This window comes from Streptomyces sp. ADI95-16, from assembly GCF_003721495.1.
GTDB classification, from domain to species: domain Bacteria; phylum Actinomycetota; class Actinomycetes; order Streptomycetales; family Streptomycetaceae; genus Streptomyces; species Streptomyces goshikiensis.
On sequence record NZ_CP033581.1, the window covers coordinates 7,678,023 to 7,699,593 of the forward strand.

Genomic DNA, 21,571 nt, shown 5'->3' on the forward strand with positions numbered 1-21,571 from the left:
ACGCACCGTCAACACCCCGTCGGTGAAGGCCTCCTGCGGGCGCACCTGGAACCCCGGCCGGGTGGATCGGCTCCGAGGCGGACAGGACCCTGCCAGGATGGTGGAGCCGCCTGTTCCCCGTTGCGAGGAGGACGAGTTGACCAGTCCCGAGGCCAAGGGCCCCAAGCTGCCGCCGACCTACCCGCCGAAATCCCCGCCACCGCAGAAGAAGCCCGTGGAGCCGCCCCGGCCCCAGCCGGCCACGAAACCCGGCGGCCTGCTCCCCGCTCTGCCGCGGCCCCGGATGCGGATCCGCAACCGCCGGACGGTCGCGCTGACGTTCCGCGCGGACGAATGGGCTCCGGCGAAGGCCGCCGCCCAGGCCCTGACGTCCGTACGCGGATGGGACCATCCGCGGCTGGACGAGCGGGACCTGGAAACCGCCGTGAAGCTCCTGGTCGCCGCGGCGGTACGGGAGGGCGGGCGCCGGGTCAGCCTGCACCTCGCCGACCAGTCGGACAAGATCCTGGTGGTCGCGCTCAGCCACCAGCCCGGCGCCGCGCCCGAGGGGGAGGTGTTCGCCGGTCTCCAGGTCCTCGCGAGCCTCGACAGCTGCGGAGACGACCTCGCGGAGGACGGCCGCCGGCTGTGGGCCCTCCTCGACACGGCCCCACGGCGGCCCCGCAGGGCCCCGCGAGTGGCCTAGGGCCCGATCCGAAACACAGGCCCTGGGCCTGTCGTCAAAGTGGCGGGAGCCGCCGGTGCAGGAGGCAGAATTCGTTGCCTTCCGGGTCGGCCAGGACGTGCCAGTTCTCGGTGCCGGTCTGGCCGATGTCGACGGGCGTGGCGCCGAGGGCGAGCAGTCGCTCCAGCTCGGCGTCCTGGTCGCGGTCGGTGGCGTTGACGTCGATGTGCAGCCGGAGCTTCCCGGTCCGCGGTCCGCCGCCGGGGCTGAGGATCAGGGTGGGCTGCGGACCGCCGAAGCCGGCGCCGGGCGGCCCGATCTCGATGCCCCCGTCCTCTTCCCGGCCGAGTTCGACGTAGCCGAGGACCTCGCTCCAGAACGTTGCGAGCCGCTGGGGCTCGGCGCAGTCGATGACCAGCTCACTGATGCGGCATGCCATGGCCGGCAGTGTACGCACTACACGGCCACGGGATCGGGGTCCGGATCCGGTGCTTCCCAGGGCGGCGCCACGGCCAGCTCGGTCCAGGCCGCCAGGGCGTCGCCGTCGATGCAGACGATGCCGCAGGCGGCGGCGTATTCGAGGGCCGGCTCGGTGAAGGAGCTGGTGGTGACGACGACGGCCACATCGGCGTCGTGGACCGCGAAGCACGTTCCGCCGAAACGCTGGAGGTCCTGCGAGCCGACCCGGTTGTCCTCGCAGTAGTGCTTGCACTGCAGCACGACCCGGAGCCCGCCCGGGGTCGTGGCGAGGACATCGGCGCCCAAGTCTCCCGCGCCTCCGACGACTTCCACCGGGGTGCAGCCGTCGCGCACGCAGAGCGCGGCGATGGTGTGCTCGAAGCCGTCGGCGTCCACCGCGGCATGGTCCAGCGCGGTGGCTCCCAGGTCCGGCAGGTCCGGCAGGCCCGATCCGTCCGGTGCGGCCGTCTCCGGCCACGGGGCCGGGCCGGGAGGCCCGGCGGGACGCCGCCGGGCGGGAGCCACGCTCCAGCCGGCGAGCGCCACCGCGCTCAGGAGGAACGCCGCCAGGACGACGGGCACGACCGGAAGCCGCGTCCCTGACGCTCCGACGGCCTTGACGAAGGTGACCAGGCCACCCACGACGACCCCGGCGAGCCCGATGGCGAGCACCACGTCCCGCCCGATCGGTGTGCCGCGCCGTCGAGCCCGGTTTCCGCCTGCCTTCGGTATCGCCATGGGGGAACCCTCCCGGTCGTTGCCCGCCGTACGTTCGGCAGCCGCCTTCCCCGTCCGGGACGGATCATGAGCCGCCGCCGGGCGGGAGTACGGTCGGCGTCGCCCGGGGCGGGCGGGGCTCAGGCGCCTTGCGTCAGGACGGTGTTGACCAGCCGGAGTTGGTCCTCGGTGAGGTACGGATCCTGTAACTCCACCAGCTTGCCGTCGATGTGGACGGAGTAACGGAAGCCGTCCGCGACCGGATCCTGACCGCCGGGACCCTCGCTGCTCAGCACGCGCTCGGCCAGCCGCTCCAGTTCGGTGCCGTCGGGCCGGCACAGCGTGTCGAGGGAACGGCTCCGTTCCCCGCCCGCGAACCCGCCGGTGCGTATGACGGTGATCAGCATCGTGAGACTCCTTGGGGCAGAGCGCCGCCCCTTCGGCCGTCCGGTCGGGCCGGGCCGAGGGAGCGCCGCGTGGATGGGTGCTCACCCGGACACGGGTGAGCACCCATCGTCTGCCCCCGAAAACGACGCGTGTGCCCCCTCGCGCCGGAGCCGTCCGGAGATGACCGGAAACCGCTGCCGGGCGCCGGAGCCGGCGCCCGGCGCCGGGTTCAGCCGCGGGGCAGGCGGGCGGCGGTGTCGAGGTAGAAGGAGTCGATGCTCTGGACTGCCCTCTCGAACTCTTCGAGGTTGACGGGTTTGGTGACGTAGGCGTTGGCGCGGCGGTGGTAGGCGCCCGAGATGTCCTCGGGTGCGGACGAGGTGGTGAGGACCACGACGGGGATGGTCCGCAGGGTCTCGTCGTTCTTCAGGATCTGGAGGAGATCGCGGCCGTTCATCCGGGGCATGTTGAGGTCGAGGACGATCAGGTCGGGACGGGTGCTCCCGGGGGTGCGCAAGTGCTCCAGCGCGGCGACTCCGTCGGTGACCCGGATCAGGTTGCGGGACCCGCGCTCGGAGAGCGCCTCCTCGATGAGCATGGCGTCGGCCGCGTCGTCGTCGACGAGCAGGACGTCGTAGGTGAGGGCGGGGGCGCTCGTCATCTGATGCTCCGTGGGGTGTCGGGGAGGTGGTGCCCGGCATACCTGGCACTCTGGGCTCTCGGCGGGACCGCGACAACAATCGTTGTCCGGGGGCGCTCTACAGTATGCAGGCCGCATCATGTTCGGGAGCGGCAGCGACAGCGGAGGGCGTAAGAGATGACCGGCGAAGAGGGGCTGCCGGGCCCCGGGGCCCCGTCCGGGTGGACGACCCGGCGGTGGCTCCGGGTGGGCGTGGCCGTGTCCTTGGTGGTCCTGACCCTGCTCGGTGTGACGGGAGCCTGGGTCCTGGCCCGGACGACCGCCATCAGCCGGGGCCTGGTGGACGTGAAGTCTCCCGCCCTGACCACCTCGATCCGCCTGGAATCGGCGCTGCTCAATCAGGAGACCGGAATCCGCGGCTACGGACTCACCGGCAACGCGCAGTTCCTGGTCCCCTACCAGCAGGGCCTCACCGACCAGGGGGCGTTCACCGCCCGGCTCGCCGAACTGCTCCACGACGACCCCGGCGGGCTGCGGGACGTACAGGCCGTCGAGGACACGGCGGAAGCCTGGCAGGAGCGGATCGCCCGGCCCATCGCCGCCACCACGCCCGGGGCGGCCCCGGCGCTGGCCGCCGAGCGCGCCGCGGAGGGCAAGACCGCGTTCGACGCCGTGCGCGCCGCGCTGGCCGAGCAGCAGCGGGAACTCCAGGCCGACCGCGCCGACGCCAGGGACGACCTGGCGGCCACCATGCGGCTGCGGAACTGGATCTTCGGCGTGGTCGCGCTGGTCATCCTCGCCCTCGCCGTGCTGGTCTTCGAGGGGCTGCGCCGCGGCATCACCACGCCGCTGGCACAGCTCGGCGCGGACGTCCGCAAGGTTTCCGCCGGCGACTTCGAGCACCCCGTCACCCCGGCCGGCCCCGCGGACCTGCGCCGGCTCGGCGCGGAGATCGACTCCATGCGCGAACGGCTCGTTCGCGAAGCCGCGTTCATCGAGGAGTCGCGCATGCGCCTCGACGAGCAGGCCGCCGACCTCAAGCGGTCCAACGCCGAGCTGGAGCAGTTCGCCTACGTGGCCTCCCACGACCTCCAGGAGCCGCTGCGCAAGGTCTCCAGCTTCACCCAGCTCCTTCAGCGCCGCTACGGGGGACAGCTCGATGCCCGGGCGGACCAGTACATCGAGTACGCGGTCGACGGCGCGAACCGCATGCAGACCCTCATCAACGACCTCCTCGACTTCTCCCGGGTGGGCCGCGTCCACCACACGCACGAGAAGATCGACCTCGACTCGGTGATGGAGCGGACCCTCTCCGCCCTCAGCGTCGGCATCGAGGAAGCCGGAGCGGTGATCACCCACGACGAGCTGCCGACCCTGGTCGCCGACCCCACGCAGATGGGGATGCTCTGGCAGAACCTGATCGGCAACGCCGTGAAGTTCCGCCGCCCCGACGAGAGGCCGGAGATCCACGTGTCGGCCGAACGGGAGGGCGAGCTGTGGCGGTTCGCCGTCACCGACAACGGCATCGGCATCGCCCCCGAGTACGCGGAGAAGGTGTTCGTGATCTTCCAGCGTCTGCACACCAAGGACGCCTACCACGGCAGCGGGATCGGACTGGCGATGTGCAAGAAGATCGTCGAGTTCCACGGCGGCACCATCGCGATCGACCCCGCCCACACCGACGGCACCCGCATCACCTTCACCCTCGCCGCCGCACCGCCCGAGACCGCGGGCCACCGCGCGGCACCGGCGGGGCCGGCCCTCGACGGCGGGGAGCGGGAGTCGTGAGCGAGCCGACCCCCCTGCCGGTCGAGCCGACGTACCGCGTGCTGCTGGTCGAGGACGACGCGGCCGACGCCCTCCTGGTCGAGGAGCTGCTGTACGACACCGGACTGCGGTTCGAGCTGACCTCGGCCACGACCCTGGCCCAGGCCCGACGCGAACTCGCCCACCGCCAGGTCGACTGCATCCTCCTGGACCTGCACCTGCCCGACCTCTCGGGGACCAACGGCGTCACCACCGTCCGCGACCTGGCCCCGCACACCGCGGTGATCGTCCTGACCGGCCTGTCCGAGCAGCGGGCGGGCTCCGACGCCATGGCTGCCGGAGCCCAGGACTACCTGGTCAAGGGCAAGGTCGACGCGGACCTGCTGCGCCGCACGGTGCGCTACGCCGTCTACCGCAGCCACACCGAACGCGCGAGCGCCGAAGCCCAGGCCGCCCGCCTGCGGGCCGAGGAGAACGCCCGCCTGGAACGCGGGCTGTTGCCCCAGCCGATGCTCGACACCAGCACGGTCACCGTCACCACCCGCTACCTGCCCGGGCGTGAACAGGCCCTGCTCGGAGGCGATTTCCTCGATGTCGTCGAAGGCGACGACGGGCTGCTCCACGCCGTGGTCGGCGACGTCAGCGGACACGGCCCCGACGCCGCCGCCCTCGGCGTCTGCCTGCGCATCGCCTGGCGGTCCCTGGTCCTCGGCGGACACCGCGGCCCCGACCTGCTGCACCTCCTGGAGCGCATCCTGGTCGCCGAACGCGGCCCGCAGTTCCTGTTCGCCACCTGCGCCCTGCTCACCCTCGACCAGGCGGGGGGCACCGCCACCGTGTACCTGGCCGGCCACGACACCCCCCTGATCACCACCGCGGAGGGAACCCGGGAGGCGGTCGCGGCCCATGGCATCGCGCTCGGGATCGCCCCGGAGGTGCGTTCCTGGCCGGCCACCGTGATCCCGCTGCCGCCGACCGGGGCCCTGACCCTCTACACCGACGGGCTCACCGAAGGGCACAGCGGGGCGACGGGCGGCGAACGCCTCGGCGTCGAAGGGCTGCTGGCGCTGATCGAGCGGCTGCCGCCGTCCGACCCGGGCGCCCACATCGACCTCCTCATCAAGGAGACCCGCGCCCGGAACGCCGGCCGCCACACCGACGACCTCGCCGTCCTGCGGCTGGACTGGAACGGCCGGCCGCCGACGGCCTGACCGCGCCGTCAGCAGGGCGGCGGGTGACCGGTCCGTCGTGGCACCGTCCGTCGTGGGACCGGTCCGTCGTGGGACCGGTCCGTCGTGGGACCTGAACATCTTCACAGGATCACGGACCGTCACGGCCGCCCGCTCGGGCGGCGCGGACGATCATGCCGATGCCGGACCGGCCGTGGGCGTCGGCCGCGCCGGGGCGCGGGGGCGAGCGGTTGTTTCCCGTCGCGGGAAAGGGTCTTCTCCGGCCACTGACGGCAGGCCTTCGCCGGCTCGGGCGGAACGCGGTGGCCGACGCCCGCTGTCCTGTTCCGCGCCTCCTTCACGGCGCGAACCTGCTGTTTTGGTAAATGATCAAGGCGTTCATCCGCGTCGGCGCGGCTGGTGCGGCTCCCGCGCCGCGGGGCGGGCAAGGTCAATACGGGCCAACCCGTTTTCGTTATCGCCCTCGTCGAATCCGACCGTCGAGCGGCGACGCGACCTCGTACGGCCTTCAATGTTTTCGGATGCGACCGGCCACGTGTTCGTCACCCGATGGAAGTTGTCCGCGAGACACCAGGGGTCCATGAGGCATCGGCCTTACTCACGCGGACCTCGGAAGTCAAGCCTGGTCTCGCCAAACGTGCTCAAGTTAGAGTGCGTTCACCGAGGATTCGAGGGGGGTGCTCAGTCGTGGCTGAAATCTCAGCGGGGACCGCGCCTGCCATCCGAGCGGGTTGCTTAGCTGACGGTAACGACGAGAGCAAAGAGAATATGCAACCAGACTTCGAGCAGCGCCTGATTTCTGCGATCCAGCCCATCAGGCACTTCTTTCTCGCCCAGTGCATAGAGTTCGCCATGTCGAGCGGTCTGTTAACCCGGCTGGGCGAGCCCTCGCCGACCGACGTCGACGGCCTGGCCAAGGACCTGAACCTCCACCCCGAGCGGCTCACCGGCCTGCTGCGCTACCTGGAGGGCGAGGGGATCGTCACCGACTCCGAGGGCGTGCCGGCCATCACCGCCAAGGGCCGCGAACTCCTTGAGTTCCGCCCCTGGTACGAGCTCCTCATCGGCGGGTACGGCGCCACCCTGCGGGAACTTCCCGAGGTCATGGCCGACCGGAAGCGGTTCGCCTCGCGCAACGGCACCATGGTCGGCCTCGGCAGCTGCGGCATGAGCCGCTTCGATGCCGTTCCCCTGGTCAAGCGGCTGATCACCCGCCTTCCCGAGCCGCCCAGCGCCCTGGTCGACCTCGGATGCGGGGACGGCACCTTCCTCCTCGACCTCTGCGAGGACGGCAGCCCGGGCATCGGCGTGGACCCGACCGCCGGCAGCATCGACAACGCGCGCCGCGCCGCGGCCGAGCGCGGCATGTCCGACCAGGTCCGGTTCGTGAACGCGACCGCCGAGGACTACATGGCGCAGGTCAAGGCCGAAGCGGTGGGCGCCCCCTGCTTCGTCACGGCGTTCTCGCTCCAGGAGGTCCTGGAACAGCAGGGCCGCGGCGCCACCGTCGAGGTGGTGCGCACCGCGCTGGCCAGCGCGCCCGGAGCGCACCTCGCGATCGTCGAGGTGGACCACCGCCCCCTGGACCCGGCCGTCCTGCGGCACGGCCTGGGCAACGCGTACTACAACCCCTACTACTTCCTGCACCGGATCACGGAGCAGCGCCTGGAGACGCGGGTCTTCTGGGAAGAGCTGATCGCGGAGGCCGGGGGTGATGTCGTGGCATGTCTGACGACCGCGCCCGAGGTCGACTCGACCGGCCTCGAACTGGGATTTCTGGTACGTGGCCACTAGTACCGGAAAGGAAAGGGTAGGAGACGTGCCCTCGGGGTTGTGGCGGCACCGGGATTTCCGGAACCTATGGCTCGGCCAGACGTCCTCCATGTTCGCGGCGCACATGGTGGCGGTCATTTTCCCGCTGCTCGCGTCCGTTTCCCTGGATGCCTCCCTCTTCGAGATGGGGTTGCTTTCGGCCGCTGGTTATGTGCCCTATATCGGGGTCAGTCTCTTTGCCGGAGTGTGGCTGGACCGGAAACCGAAGCGGGCCATTATCGTCCTGTGCGACATTGCCCGCGCACTTCTTCTGCTCGCCATCCCGATCGCCTGGTGGCTCGACCTTCTGAGTGTGCCCACCCTGCTCGTCGTGGCATTGCTCGTCGGCTGCTTCAGCGTCGTCGCCGATGTGGGCAGTGCCTCCATCCTTCCCGCACTCGTCGAGCGTGACGACCTCATCGAGGGCAACAGCAAACTGGAATTGAGCGCCTCCTCGGCGAGCATCGCGGGAAGCGCGCTCGGCGGCGGAATCTTCCAGCTGCTCGCCGGGCCCGTCTCGATGCTGATCAACACGGTGCTCTTCGCCCTCTCGGCCTTCTTCACCGCGCTCATCCGCGGCGAGCGCAAAGGAGCCGAGGGCAGTGACGGGACCCAGGGAACCGAGGGGAGCGAGGAAGGCGCCGAGGCGGGTCAGTCCATCTGGCGCGACATGGCCGACGGCGTCGCGTTCGTCACCGGCCACGTCACGGTGCGGACCCTGGTCCTGACCACGCTCATCATCAACTTCTTCATGGCGATCGCCGAGCCCGTGGCACTGGTCTTCGTGACCCGCACCCTCGACATCCCCCCGTACACCGTGGGCCTGATCCTGGCCGCGTCGGGCGCCGGGGCGCTCGTCGGAGCCGTCATCGCGGCGCCGATGAGCCGCCTGCTCCCGCTCGGCCGGCTGCTCGTCCTGACGGCCACCCTCACGGGTGTCGCCTCGCTGCTGACCCCGCTGGCCACGCTGGTTCCGGCACCCGCGGCGGTGGCCCTGATGGTCGCCATGTACGTCCTGGACGCGGCGATGATCGTGGTCTACAACATCAACGTCCGCAGCTACCGGTCGGCCATCACGCCGGACGAGATGCAGGGCCGGATGAACGCGACCAACCGGATGGCCGGGATGGGCGTCATGCCCATCGGCGCCGTCCTGGGCGGGCTGCTCGGCACCGCGGTGGGCACGCTGCCCGCACTGGTCCTGGCCTCCCTGGGAACGCTGCTCGCGCCCCTGGTGCTGGCGTGCTCGCACGTACGCACCGTCAAGCGCGTCCCCGTCCCGCAGCCGGAAGCGGAGCCCACGGCATGACCGGGCGACTGAGCGGACGGGTCACCGAGGACCCGAGCGCACTGGTCCGGGAACTGGTCCTCGATCCGCAGTTCCGGTACGAGGCCCGGACCCTGCTGCCCTGGTACCTGGCGATCGAGAAGTCGCTCGTGGCCGAGTACCTGCGGATGGGGCTGATCGGAGCCGGGCAGGCGCGCACGCTCGGGCGCCTCCTGGACGGCGTCACCCCCGAAGTGATCGAGCGGGGGCGGCAGCAGAGCCTCTCCGACATCGCCCTCGCGGTGGAGCGGAGCGTCACGGAACGGCTGGAGGAGCCCGTCCCCGTCTGGCACGCCGACCGCAGCAGGAACGACCTCCAGGCCTGCGCCCAGGTGATGTTCGCCAAACAGCGGCTCCAGGAGGTCGCGGCCGGTCTGCACGTCCTCGCCGGCGCCGCCCAGCGGCTCGCCGAGCGGTCCGCGGACGTGCTCATGCCGGGGTACACGCACTTCCAGTCGGCCCAGGTCATCAGCGCGGGCTTCTACTTCGCCGCCCTGAGCGACCGGCTGCTGCGCCGTTCCCGGCGCATGCTGCAGGCGCACGACCTGATCGACGCGTGCCCGCTCGGCGCCGGCGCCATGTCCGGGCAGGAGCTGCCCTGGGACCGGGACCGGCTGGCCGCCCTCCTCGGCTTCGACCGCGCGGAGCCCCTCGCGCTCAACGCCGTCGCCTCCCGGGAGTGGGCGGCCGAGGTCACCTCCGAACTCAGCCTCCTCGGCGGCACGTTGAGCCGCTTCTGCACCGACCTGCTGATGTGGGCCGGCAGCGAGCACGGGTTCATCGACCTGCCCGACGCGCTCTCCGGCATCTCCGCGGCCATGCCGCAGAAGAAGAACTTCCCGATCCTGGAACGCATCCGCGGCAAGACGGCCCATCTGGCCGCCTTCCACATCGATGTGATGCTCGGCCAGCGCAACACGCCCTACAGCAACCTCGTGGAGGTGTCCAAGGAAGCCGGCGCCCACGTGGCCGAGGCCTTCGACACCTGCCACGACGTGCTCCGGCTGCTGACGGCCGTCCTCGAAAACCTCGTCCTGCGGGAGGACCGGCTCCTCGGGGCCTGCGAGAAGGAGTACTTCGGCGGGTTCACCCTGGCCAACCAGCTCACGCTGCACCACGGCGTCGCATGGCGCACGGCCCAGGTGATCGCCGGCGGCTACGTACTGGCCGGAGTACGGGCCGGACGCACGCCCAAGGACAGCGCACCGCAGGTCCTTCGAGACCTCGCCGCGGAGCACGGACACGTCATCGAGGACGCCGAAGCCCTCCTCGCGGACGCGTTCGACGTCCGGCGCGCGCTGCCGAGGATGCGGTCCTCCGGATCCGCGAACCCCGACCACGTACGGGCCGCCCTGGCCGGACAGGAGCAGGACGAGAAGGGCCTCGCCGACGCGTGGGAGCGGCGCGCGGCGGTCGTACGGCAGGCGTTGGACGGCACGGACCGTGCACTGGGTCTCGGCGCCGATGCGGAGTGAGCGCATGCGGGGGAACACAGTGGACCAGCGGACGGCACGCCTCCCCGTGCCCACCACATGGCCGGCGGCGGCCGCCGGAGCGCCGGGCCCCTGGGCGGTCGGCAGCGGCTGGGCCGTAGGAACCTTCGGCGAACTGCTCCAGGGCGTCCTCCCGGACGACCGGCACTTCCTCGTGACGCTGCCGATCACCACCGGCTCCAAAGCGACGTTCCACTACTGCGACGGCGCCACGGGCATCACCGTGGACGCCGCGCGCAAGCGCAAATCGGCGCGGGTCGCCGCGCTGGCACTGGAGGCGCTCGGCCACCCGGGCGGCGGCGAACTCGTACTCGACAGCGAACTGCCCGAGGGCAAGGGGCTGGCGAGCTCGTCCGCGGACCTGGTGGCCTCGGTACGCGCCGTGGCGGACGCCTTCGGGACGGCCTTTCCCACCGCCACCGTCGAGTCCCTGCTGCGCGAGGTGGAACCCTCCGACGGGGTCATGCACGACGAGATCGTGGCCTTCCTGCACCGCGAGGTACGGCTGCACAGCCGCCTCGGCCACCTGCCCCGGCTGGTGGTCGTCGGCTACGACGAAGGCGGCCAGGTCGACACCGTCACCTACAACCGCAGGCCCGCCCCCGTCGACGCCGAAACCCGGGCGGAATACGCCGCGCTGCTCGACCGGCTGACCGGCGCGGTCGCCGAGGAGGACCTGCGCACGGTGGGCGGCGTGGCCACCCGCAGCGCCGAACTCCACGCCCGGCAGCGGCCGCGCGCCGCACTCGCACCCCTGCTGGAGGCCTGCGCGGAAGCGGACGGACTCGGCGTGGTCGTCGCGCACAGCGGAACCGTGCTCGGCGTCCTCTTCGCCGGTGACGACCCCGAACTGGACCGCAAGACCTCCCACGTACAAGCCCGATGCGCGCGCCTCGGCGGGCCCAGCACCATCTACCACTACGCGCCCGGCCCGTCCGCGCGGCGCGACGCCACCGAGGGGAACGGCGATGTTCTTTGATGCCATGCACGACTCCATCGGGTCGACGCCGCTGATACGGCTGCGGCTGGACGCACCCCCCGGTGTAGAGGTGTGCGCCAAGCTGGAAATGCACAACCCGTTCGCCATGAAGGACCGGGTGGCCCGGCACATGCTCCTGGAAGCCCGGCGCCTCGGCGTACTGCGGCCCGGCGCGCCGGTGATCGAGAGCTCCTCGGGCACCATGGCGCTCGGCATCGCCCTCGTCGGCCGCTCCCTCGGACACCCGGTGCACATCGTCACCGACCCCCGTATCGACCCCATCACCCTCGCCAAGCTGCGCGCGCTGGGCTGCGAGGTCCACGTCGTGGAGCGCATGTCGAGCCACGGCTGGCAGAGCGCGCGCCTCGAACGCCTGGAGCAGCTCCGCGCGGACCTGCCGGGCGCCTTCTGGCCACAGCAGTACAGCAACCCCGACAACCCCGGGGCCTACCGGGCGCTCGCCCAGGAACTGGTCACGGACCTCGGCACCGTCGACGTACTGGTCGGGGCCGTGGGCAGCGGCGGCTCGCTCTGCGGCACGGCGCGCGCCCTGCGCCGCCACAACCCGGACCTGTACGTCGTCGGCGTGGACTGCGTCGGCAGCGCGCTGTTCGCCCAGCCGGACCGGCCGGGCCGACTGCAGAGCGGGCTGGGCAACAGCCTCCAGCCGGCCAACCTCGACGCCTCGCTCCTGGACGAGGTGCACTGGCTCAACGACCACGAGGCGTTCGCGGCCACCCACGACCTCGCCCGGGAGCAGCAGATCTTCGCGGGGAACACCTCGGGCTCCGTCTACCAGGTGCTGCGGTTCCTCGCCGCGCACGGCGAGCCCGGCCGCCGCATCGTGGGGATCTTCCCGGACCGCGGCGACCGGTACGCCGACACCGTCTACAGCCAGGACCACTGGGACGAACACCGGCTGTCGGACCTGGAACTCGCGCCCCGGCCGCGCGAGGTGGTCTACGGCACCGAGGTCCATTCCTGGTCCCGGGCCTCGCTCCACGAGGTCCGCCCGGTCCGCCGGACGCTGCTCTTCGTCGAGTCGAACACGACCGGTACGGGCATGGCGGCCCTGCGGCTGGCCCGCGAGCTGGACTTCACGCCGGTGCTCCTGACCGGCGAGCCCACCCGGTACACCGGCCTCGACGACACCGGCGCCGAGGTGGTCGTCTGCGACACCAACTCCTTGCCCGCCCTGAGGGAGGCGGTCCAGGCCCGCTTCCGCGCCCAGGAGATCGCCGGGATCACGACGACCAGCGACTTCTACGTGCCCACCGTGGCCGAGCTGGCGACCTGGCTGGGCGCCCCGGGCAACCCGGCCGAGGCCATGCGGACCTGCCGCGACAAGGCGAAGCTACGGGAGACGCTGGCCCGGGCGGGAGTGCGCCAGCCCCGGTTCGTGGTCGTACGGGACGCCGCCGCCGGGGTGACCGCCGCCGCGAAGGTCGGTCTCCCGTGCGTCGTGAAGCCCGTCGACGACTCCGGCTCCACGAACGTGCTGCGCTGTACGAGCGCGGAAGAGGTCAGCGCGCACGTCGCGCACATCCTCGCCCGGACGGTCAACGCGCGCGGACTGCCCACCGCCGGCGCGGCGCTGGTCGAGGAACTCGCCGACGGTCCCGAGTACAGCGTCGAGACGTTCAGCGTCGAGGGCCGCCACCACTGCGTCGGCATCACCGCCAAATCGGTCACGGGTACGCCCTACTTCGTCGAGCACCAGCACCTCTTCCCCGCGCCGGTGTCCCAGGCCGTCGCCGAGGAACTGGCGCGCACGGCGCGGGCGGCGCTGACGGCCGCGGGAGTGCGGTCGGGCCCGACGCACACGGAACTGCGGCTCGTGGCGGACGGCCCCGTGATCATCGAGGTGAACCCCCGGCTGGCCGGCGGCATGATCCCCGAGATGATCCGGCTGGCCACGGGCACCGGGCTGCTGGAGCAGCAGGTGCGCGCCGCGACGGGCCAGGAACCCCTCCTGGAGCCGGAGTTCAGCCGGCAGGGAGGCATCCGGTTCCTCATCGCCGAACGGGCCGGACGCGTCCTCGCGATCGAGGGGGCCGACCGGGCCGCCGCGGTGGCCGGCGTGGACCGGGTGACGGTGACGGTACGGCCGGGCGCCGAGGTGCGCCCCGCCCAGGACGCCTACGGGCGACTCGGATACATCATCGCGACGTCCGAGCGGCCCGAGGAGATCGAGGACGTACTCGACGCGGCCGAGCGGGAGATCCGCTTCGTGTACGAGGACGCGCAGCAGCCCACACGGGCCGGGAACCGGTGAAGGGGACGGGTGTGAAGCGGGAGGACGAGGTGCGGGACGACCTCTACCGAGTCGTCGGCAACGACGAGGAGCAGTACTCGATCTGGCCGGCGGACCGGCCCCTGCCGGCGGGCTGGCACGCCCGCGGCAAGAGCGGCACCAAGGACGAGTGCCTGAGCCGCATCGCCGAGGTGTGGACCGACATGCGTCCGCTCAGCCTGCGCACGGGCCACGGCCAGTGAACGCCACAGCGGAAAGGAAGAACAGGTGACGGCTCCGGAGTTGTCGGCCCTGCAACGGCGCTTGAACATCGCCGAGTCCCGTCCGGGCGAGGACTGGCTGGTCCTCGTCGAAAACGTACCGGAGTGGCCCGAAGGGGCGAGGCCCCCGGCCGAGGCGCCCCACGCGGCACACGCCGGCGCGCCGTTCTCCTACGAAGCCTCCCAGGGACACCCGAGACTGACGGAAGCGCTGGTGAAGCGGGAGCACGAGGTCTCCGCGAGCCGGCTGGCCGACGAGTCCCACATCCTGGTCACCGCCGGCGGCATGCACGCCATCGGCCTGCTGCTGCGTGACCTCGCAGGCCAGGGCTACCGCAAGGCGGTGCACGCCACCCCCGTCTTCTGCGGCGTGCGCGACAGCATGCGCGCCGCCGGGATACGCGACAAGGCGCTCCCGCTGACCGGTACCTCGGACGACCTGGCGCTCCTGCGGAGCGAGTGCACCGAGCCGACCGTCGTGTACGTCAACCTGCCGCACAACCCGACCGGTGAGGTGCTGCGGCCCGAGTACCTCGACGTCCTGGCCACCCTCGCCGCGCGCCCCGACGTCCACGTCGTGTACGACGCCGTGTACGACTCCTTCGACTTCGGCCCCGACCGCTGCCCGACACCGGTGGACCTCGCCGTCGCGGAACCCGGACTGACGATCGTCAACTCCGTGTCGAAGAACTACGGGCGTCCCGGGGACCGGATCGGCTGGATCGTGGCGGCCGAGGAGAACATCCGGCGCCTGGTGCCGCGCCTCGAATGGGAAGCGGTCTCCATCAACGGACGCGCCCAGCTCGACGCCGTGGCCGCGATCAGCCGCGGCAACACCGAGCTGGTCGAGGCGGTCAGGGCGGGGCGGGCCGCCTACCTCACCCACTCCCGCGGTCTGGCGGCGGCCGGCCCCCTGCCGCTCGGCGGCACCCAGCTCTGGCTCGACCTGGGGGTCCAGGACATCGAGCGGTTCGCCGACTTCGCGCTGGAGCGCCACCACCTGGTGCTCACGACCTCGGCGAACTACGCCCCCGTGCTGCCGGGCCGGATCCGCTTCCCCACGGGCATCCCGGCGCAGCGGATGAGGCGCGGCCTGACGGCGATCCATCAGGCCCTGGAGGACTGGGAGACGTACGACGGAAAGGGAACGGGCGACCATGGCGACAGCCGTTGACGGCCTCGGCGGTACGGAGCGGCACTGGCGCGGCGTCTTCGCGGGAACGGAGACCCTGGAGCGGCTGTTCCCGGCCGCGACCGATGCCGAGCCGCGGACGTCCCACCCCCTGAGCACCGGCGCCCGGCTCGCGGCCGCCGCGCGGCGCTGGGGCGTCGGCCCCGACACGCTCGTCGGGGCCGCCTGGGCGGTGGCGCTCGCGCTCCGGTCGGGCCGCGACGACGTGGTGTACGGCCATGCCGCGGCGGGCGTGGGCCCCGCCCCCCTGCGGGTACGGCTCGACTGCGGCCGGCCGGTGTCCGACTGGCTGCGGGAACTGCGCGCCCAGTGGGAGGACGCGGCCGCGCACCTCGACGTGGAGCCCGACGAGATCCGGCGCTGGATCGTCGGCGACAGCGGAGGCGAGCTGTTCGACAGCACCGTCTCCTTCGGCCCCGGCGGCGCCGCCTCGGGGGTGGAGCTGTACGCCGACCCCGGGCCCGAACCGCGCCTCGCCCTGCGCGCCGCGCCGGAAGCGCTGTCGGCCCCGGAGGCCGCAGAACTGCTCGCCGTACTCGACCGGGCCCTGAGCCGGCTGACCGCGGAGCCCGAACCGCTGGTCGGCGATCTGGTCGCCGCCGCGAGCGGGGTCGTCCCCCTCGCGCGGACGGCCGGAACGCGCCCCGGCCCGGCGGGCGACGCGCTGATGTCCTCCGGGACGCGCGAGGCCCTGCTGGCCGGCGTGTGCCGGGGCGACGACGAGGAGGCCGAGGAGTTCGTCTCCGTACAGGAGATGTTCGAGGCCGTGGTGCGCGAGCGGCCCGACGCGGTCGCCGTAGAGGCCCCGGACGGCGAGCTGACGTTCGCCGAGCTGGACGCGGCGGCCCGCTCGCTCGCCCTGCGGCTGCGCGAGCACGGTGCGGGCCCGGAGACCACCGTGGCCGTCGTGTGCGAGCGCACCGGGGAGCTGGTGGCCGCGATGCTGGGGATCTGGGCGGCGGGCGCGGCCTTCCTCCTGATCGACCCGGCCGAACCCGAGCTGCGCACGGCCGAGAAGTACGCCCTGGCCGGGGTCCGCCTCATCGTCGCCGACGCCACGCACGCGCGCACGGCGGAGCGTACGGGCCTGCCCGTCGTCCCGGTCACCTCCGACGCGCCGACCGCGCCGGGGGAGGGCGCACCGTACGCGCGGCCGCTGCCCCGGCACCTGGCGTACGCGGTCTTCACCTCGGGCTCGACGGGCAACCCGAAGGGCGTACTGATCGACCACCTGGGCCTCGCCGAGCACATCCGCACCCAACTCGCCCCCGTGTACCGCCGGGTGAGCCCCGACGGCGCCGGCCTGCGCGTCGGCGGGGCGGCGCCGGTGACCTTCGACTCCTTCATCGACCAGGTACTGCCCATGATCGGCCTGGGACACCGGCTCGTGCTCTTCGACGAGATGCAGCGGCGGGACCCCGGCAGCTTCCTGTTCCGCACCCCCGGCAGCGAGCTCGACGTCGTGGACTGCTCGCCCTCCCAGCTGTCGCTGCTCGTCGAATTCGGGCTGCTGGGGACCCCGCTGAAACTCGTGGTCTTCGGGGGCGAGAAACCGGGCCGGGACCTCTGGCGGTCGCTGCGCGCCGCGGACGTGAGCGCCGTCAGCATCTACGGCGCCACCGAGTGCTCCATCGGCTCCGTCGAGGCCGACGTCCACCGCGACGAGCAGGTGTGCCTCGGCCGCCCGGCCGGGTCCGGCGTGGTGTACGTCCTGTCACCGGACCAGCGGCTGCTGCCCCCCGGGCTGACCGGCGAGATCTACCTGGCCGGTCCCGGCGTCGGGCGCGGCTACGCCGGCGACCCCGCGCACACGGCCCGCGCCTTCCTGCCCGACCCCTTCTCCGGCGTGCCCGGCGCCCGGATGTACCGCACGGGCGACCTCGGCAGGGTCGCGCCCGACGGGCGCCTGGTGTTCCTCGGCCGGGTGGACGACCAGCTGAAGATCAGCGGCTACCGCATCGAACCGGCCGAGATCGAAGCGGCCCTGGACGCGGTGTCCGGCGTCCGGCGCTCCGCCGTGCTGCCGGTACGGTCCGCGGGCGCGGACCAGCTCGTCGGCTTCGTCGAATGCGGGGCGGACTTCGACGCGGAGCGCGCGAAGAAGGAACTCGCGGCCCGGCTGCCCTCGTACATGGTGCCCAAGCGCCTGGTGCCCCTGGACTCACTGCCGTTGACGCACAACGGGAAAGTCGACCGCAAACGGCTCGCCGAGAGGGGAGACGCCCCCGCGGCCGGAGCGTGACCGCCGCGGCGCACGCGTTGTCCTTCGAGTTCTCCTAGGGATGGATCCACGTGAGTGAACTGGTGAAACGCCTCAGCGAGTCCGACAACCCGGTCGTGCTCGGCGACGCGGGCCTCTCCGGCGCCGAACTGTACGCCCGCATCACCCGGCTTCGGACGGTGCCGCTGACCTTCCCCGGCACCCGGGGCGGCACCACCCTCGACCTCGCGGTCGACGCCGGCCGCACCGTCCTCGACACCGCCGACTTCACGGCGGGCACGGGCCGGCTGCACATCGAGGGGACCCTGACGCTGAACCGCGTCCCCGTCCGCTGCACCGCGGACATCGACCTGGCCTCCCGCGCGGGGACCGGGCGGATGTCCGACGCCCGCCAGGCCCGACAGGAGACCGCGTGAGCAGCATGACCGCCGAAGCCGTACGGGCGCGGATGACGGCCCTCTTCCGGGACGTCCTCGAACAGCCGGAGCTGGCGGCCGACGGCGACTTCTTCGACCACGGCGACTCACTGCTCGCCGCGCGCCTCATCATGCGGGTGCGCGTCGAGTTCGGACAGGAAGTCCCGCTCGCCTGGATCTTCGAGGGCCGGACCGCGGCCGCCCTCGCCGACCGGCTGACCGGCTCCGACACGGAGCTCCCGCGGGCCGCTGCGCCCCCGCCGATCCCGCGGGCCGACGGGCAGCGCCCCCTACGGCTGTCGCACGCGCAGGAGCGGCTGTGGTTCCTGAACCAGCTCGACCCCGACGACCCCGCCTACAACGAACCGCTCGTCTACCGCGTACGGGGACCGCTGGACACGACGGCGCTGCGCACCGCGCTCCGGCGGGTGGTCGACCGGCACGAGGCGCTGCGCACCACGTTCGTCCTGGACGGCGACGCCCCCGTGCTCTCCGTGCGGGAGGACGTCGACCCCGGCCTGGACACCAGGGACCTGCGCGAGGAGTACGCCGAGGGCGGTGACGCCTGGCTGCGCGGGTTCCTGCGCGCGGAGATCCGCCGCCCCTTCGACCTCACCGCCGCACCCCTCGTGCGCGCCCACGCCTTCCGTCTCGGCGAGGACGCGTGGGCCCTGCTCTTCACGCTCCACCACATCGCCACCGACGGCTGGTCGAACTCCCTCTTCCTCGACGAGGTCAGCAGCGGCTACCGGCAGGCCACCGGATCCGGCGGCGCACCCCTGCCCGAACCCCTGCCCGTCCGCTTCTCCGACTTCGCCCAGTGGGAACGCGACACGGTGAGCGGGAACCCGGAGAGCGGGCTGCGGTTCTGGGAGGAGGAACTGCGCGGCGCGCCGCTCGCGCCGGCGCTGCGCACCGACACCCCCCGGGGCAGCGGCACCACCACGCTCGGCGACGCGCTCCTGTACGACCTCGACGCCGCCGAGGCCGGCCGGCTCGCGGAGACGGCCCGGCGGTGCGGGGTGTCCACGTACTCCCTCTCCCTGGCCGTCTTCACCCTGCTGATGCACCGCTGGACGGGCGAGGCCGACATCGTGGTGGGCACGCCCGTCGCCAATCGCCCGCACCCCGATCTGGACCGCCTGATCGGCTTCTTCGTGAACACGCTGCCGGTCAGGTCCACGTACGACGGCGGGGAGACCTTCGCCTCCTACGCGGCGCGGATCGAGGCGACCGTGCGCCGGGCCGTCGAGCACGAACGGGTTCCCTTCGACCGCATCGTGGGCCGGCTCGGCGGGGGCGGCCAGAGCGGTCACCAGCCGCTGGCGCAGGTGGTGTTCGCGTTCCAGAACGACTTCGACCGCAGGCTCGCCCTGGAAGGCCTGGACGTCGAGTTCTTCCCCGTGCCGAACGGCTCCGCGCGGTTCGAGATGACGATGTTCATGGCCCAGGTGCCGGGCGGAGTCATCGAGTGCGAACTCGAATACAACACGGACCTCTTCGCCCCGGAGACGGCCGAGCGGTTCTTCGCCGTCTACCGCACCCTGCTGGACGGCGTGCTCGACGACCCGCACCGCGCGCTCGCCGAATACGGCCTGGTGTCGCACGACGAACACCTGCGCCTGCGCGGGTGGAACGCCACCGACCGGCCGTTCCCCGCCGACCGGTGCCTGCACGAACTCATCGAGGAGCGCGCGGCGTCGGCCCCGGACGCCGTGGCCGTGGTGCACGGGCACGAGCACCTCGACTACGGGGCGCTGGACGCCTGGGCGAACCGGCTGGCCCGGCACCTGCGCGCGCGGGGCGTCGGCGCCGACACGGTCGTCGGGATCTGCATGGACCGTTCCGTCGAGATGGTCGCCGGGCTGCTCGGCATCCTCAAGGCGGGCGCCGCCTACCTGCCGCTCGACCCCGGCTCCCCGCGCAACCGGCTGGGCACCATCGCGCGGGACGCCGGCTCCCACTGGTGCCTCACGCTCGAACGGCACCGCGACAGCGTCCCCGAGGTGGCGCACACCGTGTTCCTCGACTCGGACCGGGAGGCGATCGAGGCGCACGACGCGACGTCCCCCGGAGCGGCCGTCCACCCCGACGACCTGGTGTCCGTCTACTACACGTCCGGTTCGACCGGCCGGCCCAAGGGCGTCGCCAACACCCACCGGGGCTGGGTCAACCGCATGGCGTTCATGCAGCGCCTGCACGGCCTGCGGCCGGGCGAGACCGTCCTGCACAAGACCACCCTGAGCTTCGACGACTCGGCGCTCGAACTCTTCTGGCCGCTGATGACCGGCGGCCGGATCGCCCTGATCGACCCCGGACTCCACCGCGACCCGCAGGAGATCCTCGACGCGGCCGTCCGCAGCCGCACCGTGCACCTCCAGGTCGTCCCGAGCATGCTGGCCATGATGGTCGACCACGTCGACCCCGGCCACCGCGAGCTGCTGAGCGCCCTGCGCACCACGGTGTCCAGCGGCGAGGCCCTGTCGGGAGAGCTGGTGCGCCGCCACCACGAGGTCCTGCCCGGCGCCCTGCACAACACCTGGGGCGCCACGGAGGTCTCCATCGACTCCACCACGCACACCTGCACCGCCGCGGACGTCGACACGGCCGGTGCGGTCAGCGTGGGCCTGCCCTTCGACAACAACCAGATCCACGTCCTCGACGGACTCCACCGGGAAGTGCCGGTCGGCGTCGTCGGCGACCTCTACATCAGCGGGACCGGCCTCGCCCGCGGATACCTCGGGGATCCGGCCAAGACGGCGGCGGCGTTCGTGCCGAGCCCGTACGCCCCGGGCGAGCGCATGTACCGCACGGGCGACCGGGGATACCGCCGTCCGGACGGCACGCTCATGTTCGTCGGGCGGTCCGACCACCAGGTCAAGATCCGCGGCATGCGGGTCGAACTCGGCGAGATCGACGCCGTGCTCACCCGGCACCCCGGGGTCAAGGAGGCCCTCACCGTCGTCCAGGAGACGGCGTCCGGGCTGAAGCGGCTCGTGGCCTACGTGGTGGCGGACGGCGGGACCTCCGGCCCGGCGCCCGAAACGGTCCGCGCGCACGTCGCCGCGTACCTGCCGGACTACATGGTCCCGTCGTTCGTCCTGCTGCTCGACGCCTTCCCGCTCACCCCGAACGGCAAGGTGGACCGCAAGGCGCTGCCCGAGCCGGACCGGCTGCGGGACTACTCCGAACTGGCCTTCGTACCGCCCGAGGGGCCCGTCCAGGAGAACCTCGCCGAGATCTGGGGCGACATCCTGGGCGTCGACAAGGTCGGCGTGCTCGACAACTTCTTCTCCCTGGGCGGCCATTCCCTGGTCGCCACCCGGCTGGTCTCCCGCGTCCGCCGGCGCTTCGGGGTGGACCTGCGCCTCCAGGACGTCTTCGGGATGCCCACCATCACGGCGATGGGGGACGAGGTGGAACGCCTGCTGGCCGAACGCGTCAACAGCATGACCGAGGACGAGGTCAGGGAGCTGTTCGAGCAACTGGGCGGCTGAGCCCCGAACCGCTTCCGTCCGACGCCGGACCCATCCGACAGCAGAGGGGAAAACCACCCATGTCCAATCCGTTCGAGGACACCGACGGCACCTTCTACGTCCTGGTCAACGCCGAGGGACAGCACTCCCTGTGGCCGGCCTTCGCCGAGGTCCCCGAGGGCTGGGAGACGGTCCACGGCGAAGCGGACCGGGAGTCCTGCCTGCGCTACGTCGAGGAGTCCTGGACCGACATGCGGCCGCGGACGCTCATCGAGGCCACCGACGGCCACCCGCGGTGAACGCGGCTCCGCTTCCAC

The 21,571-nt window shown here is 72.2% G+C and carries 18 protein-coding genes; 14 read left to right on the forward strand and 4 right to left on the reverse strand.

Annotated features, from left to right (window positions below; all coding sequences use genetic code 11):
- The first annotated feature begins 136 nt into the window (after positions 1-136).
- Positions 137-685, forward strand: a complete 549-nt coding sequence (locus EES41_RS43325) for a hypothetical protein (RefSeq protein WP_250568862.1) — start codon at positions 137-139, stop codon at positions 683-685.
- 34 nt (positions 686-719) lie between these two features.
- Here EES41_RS43325 and EES41_RS34195 read toward each other — a convergent pair whose 3' ends face one another.
- The 4 genes from EES41_RS34195 to EES41_RS34210 form a co-directional block, all read right to left on the reverse strand.
- Complete coding sequence (locus EES41_RS34195) at positions 720-1,103, reverse strand: VOC family protein (protein WP_123082875.1); 384 nt, start codon at positions 1,101-1,103, stop codon at positions 720-722.
- Positions 1,104-1,120: 17 nt separating this feature from the next.
- A complete protein-coding gene (locus tag EES41_RS34200; protein ID WP_123081762.1) occupies positions 1,121-1,861 on the reverse strand; it encodes a restriction endonuclease in 741 nt (246 codons plus the stop codon).
- A 119-nt stretch (positions 1,862-1,980) separates the two neighbouring features.
- On the reverse strand, positions 1,981-2,247 hold the full coding sequence (locus tag EES41_RS34205; protein ID WP_123081763.1) for a protealysin inhibitor emfourin: 267 nt from the start codon (positions 2,245-2,247) through the stop codon (positions 1,981-1,983).
- 209 nt (positions 2,248-2,456) lie between these two features.
- Positions 2,457-2,888, reverse strand: a complete 432-nt coding sequence (locus tag EES41_RS34210; protein WP_123081764.1) for a response regulator — start codon at positions 2,886-2,888, stop codon at positions 2,457-2,459.
- A 156-nt stretch (positions 2,889-3,044) separates the two neighbouring features.
- On the opposite strand from EES41_RS34210, the gene EES41_RS34215 reads away from it, so the two are divergent.
- The 13 genes from EES41_RS34215 to EES41_RS34275 all read left to right on the forward strand — a co-directional run bounded on the left by EES41_RS34215 (position 3,045) and on the right by EES41_RS34275 (position 21,553).
- Positions 3,045-4,655: an ATP-binding protein gene (locus EES41_RS34215; RefSeq protein WP_123081765.1), complete on the forward strand. Its 1,611-nt coding sequence runs from the start codon at positions 3,045-3,047 to the stop codon at positions 4,653-4,655.
- Positions 4,652-5,845: a PP2C family protein-serine/threonine phosphatase gene (locus EES41_RS34220; protein WP_123081766.1), complete on the forward strand. Its 1,194-nt coding sequence runs from the start codon at positions 4,652-4,654 to the stop codon at positions 5,843-5,845. Before EES41_RS34215 ends, EES41_RS34220 begins: the two co-directional genes overlap by 4 nt.
- Positions 5,846-6,592: 747 nt before the next feature.
- Complete coding sequence (locus tag EES41_RS34225) at positions 6,593-7,618, forward strand: 2-ketoarginine methyltransferase (RefSeq protein WP_123081767.1); 1,026 nt, start codon at positions 6,593-6,595, stop codon at positions 7,616-7,618.
- Positions 7,619-7,643: 25 nt separating this feature from the next.
- Entirely contained in the window at positions 7,644-8,945 is a 1,302-nt protein-coding gene (locus EES41_RS34230; RefSeq protein ID WP_302186181.1) for an MFS transporter, read from the forward strand.
- A complete protein-coding gene (locus EES41_RS34235; RefSeq protein WP_250568861.1) occupies positions 8,942-10,438 on the forward strand; it encodes an argininosuccinate lyase in 1,497 nt (498 codons plus the stop codon). The genes EES41_RS34230 and EES41_RS34235 overlap by 4 nt, the downstream gene beginning before the upstream one ends.
- Before the next feature lie 4 nt (positions 10,439-10,442).
- Positions 10,443-11,435 carry a kinase gene (locus tag EES41_RS34240; RefSeq protein WP_254211676.1) on the forward strand — a complete coding sequence of 331 codons (993 nt, stop codon included), beginning with the start codon at positions 10,443-10,445 and terminating at the stop codon, positions 11,433-11,435.
- Positions 11,425-13,710 (forward strand): pyridoxal-phosphate dependent enzyme, encoded by a 2,286-nt coding sequence (locus EES41_RS34245; RefSeq protein ID WP_123081769.1) that lies wholly within the window; start codon positions 11,425-11,427, stop codon positions 13,708-13,710. The genes EES41_RS34240 and EES41_RS34245 overlap by 11 nt, the downstream gene beginning before the upstream one ends.
- Before the next feature lie 11 nt (positions 13,711-13,721).
- Positions 13,722-13,931: an MbtH family NRPS accessory protein gene (locus tag EES41_RS34250; protein ID WP_254211677.1), complete on the forward strand. Its 210-nt coding sequence runs from the start codon at positions 13,722-13,724 to the stop codon at positions 13,929-13,931.
- Between the two features lie 25 nt (positions 13,932-13,956).
- A complete protein-coding gene (locus EES41_RS34255) occupies positions 13,957-15,123 on the forward strand; it encodes a beta-methylarginine biosynthesis bifunctional aminotransferase (RefSeq protein WP_123081770.1) in 1,167 nt (388 codons plus the stop codon).
- Positions 15,107-17,383, forward strand: coding sequence for an amino acid adenylation domain-containing protein (locus EES41_RS34260; protein WP_123081771.1), 2,277 nt, complete (start codon positions 15,107-15,109; stop codon positions 17,381-17,383). The genes EES41_RS34255 and EES41_RS34260 overlap by 17 nt, the downstream gene beginning before the upstream one ends.
- A gap of 50 nt (positions 17,384-17,433) precedes the next feature.
- The gene (locus EES41_RS34265; RefSeq protein ID WP_073780174.1) at positions 17,434-17,778 is read left to right on the forward strand and encodes a hypothetical protein; all 345 of its coding nucleotides are present in this window, start codon (positions 17,434-17,436) and stop codon (positions 17,776-17,778) included.
- Between the two features lie 5 nt (positions 17,779-17,783).
- Complete coding sequence (locus tag EES41_RS34270; RefSeq protein WP_254211821.1) at positions 17,784-21,275, forward strand: amino acid adenylation domain-containing protein; 3,492 nt, start codon at positions 17,784-17,786, stop codon at positions 21,273-21,275.
- A 59-nt stretch (positions 21,276-21,334) separates the two neighbouring features.
- Positions 21,335-21,553 (forward strand): MbtH family protein, encoded by a 219-nt coding sequence (locus EES41_RS34275; protein WP_123081773.1) that lies wholly within the window; start codon positions 21,335-21,337, stop codon positions 21,551-21,553.
- Positions 21,554-21,571: the final 18 nt, after the last annotated feature.

Coding starts and splice junctions, on each gene's coding strand:
- EES41_RS34195 (WP_123082875.1), bottom strand. CDS start 1,103: ATGGCATGCCGCATCAGTGAGCTGGTCATCGACTGCGCCGAGCCCCAG.
- EES41_RS34200 (WP_123081762.1), bottom strand. CDS start 1,861: ATGGCGATACCGAAGGCAGGCGGAAACCGGGCTCGACGGCGCGGCACA.
- EES41_RS34205 (WP_123081763.1), bottom strand. CDS start 2,247: ATGCTGATCACCGTCATACGCACCGGCGGGTTCGCGGGCGGGGAACGG.
- EES41_RS34210 (WP_123081764.1), bottom strand. CDS start 2,888: ATGACGAGCGCCCCCGCCCTCACCTACGACGTCCTGCTCGTCGACGAC.
- EES41_RS34215 (WP_123081765.1), top strand. CDS start 3,045: ATGACCGGCGAAGAGGGGCTGCCGGGCCCCGGGGCCCCGTCCGGGTGG.
- EES41_RS34225 (WP_123081767.1), top strand. CDS start 6,593: ATGCAACCAGACTTCGAGCAGCGCCTGATTTCTGCGATCCAGCCCATC.
- EES41_RS34235 (WP_250568861.1), top strand. CDS start 8,942: ATGACCGGGCGACTGAGCGGACGGGTCACCGAGGACCCGAGCGCACTG.
- EES41_RS34240 (WP_254211676.1), top strand. CDS start 10,443: ATGCGGGGGAACACAGTGGACCAGCGGACGGCACGCCTCCCCGTGCCC.
- EES41_RS34245 (WP_123081769.1), top strand. CDS start 11,425: ATGTTCTTTGATGCCATGCACGACTCCATCGGGTCGACGCCGCTGATA.
- EES41_RS34260 (WP_123081771.1), top strand. CDS start 15,107: ATGGCGACAGCCGTTGACGGCCTCGGCGGTACGGAGCGGCACTGGCGC.
- EES41_RS34270 (WP_254211821.1), top strand. CDS start 17,784: ATGACCGCCGAAGCCGTACGGGCGCGGATGACGGCCCTCTTCCGGGAC.
- EES41_RS34275 (WP_123081773.1), top strand. CDS start 21,335: ATGTCCAATCCGTTCGAGGACACCGACGGCACCTTCTACGTCCTGGTC.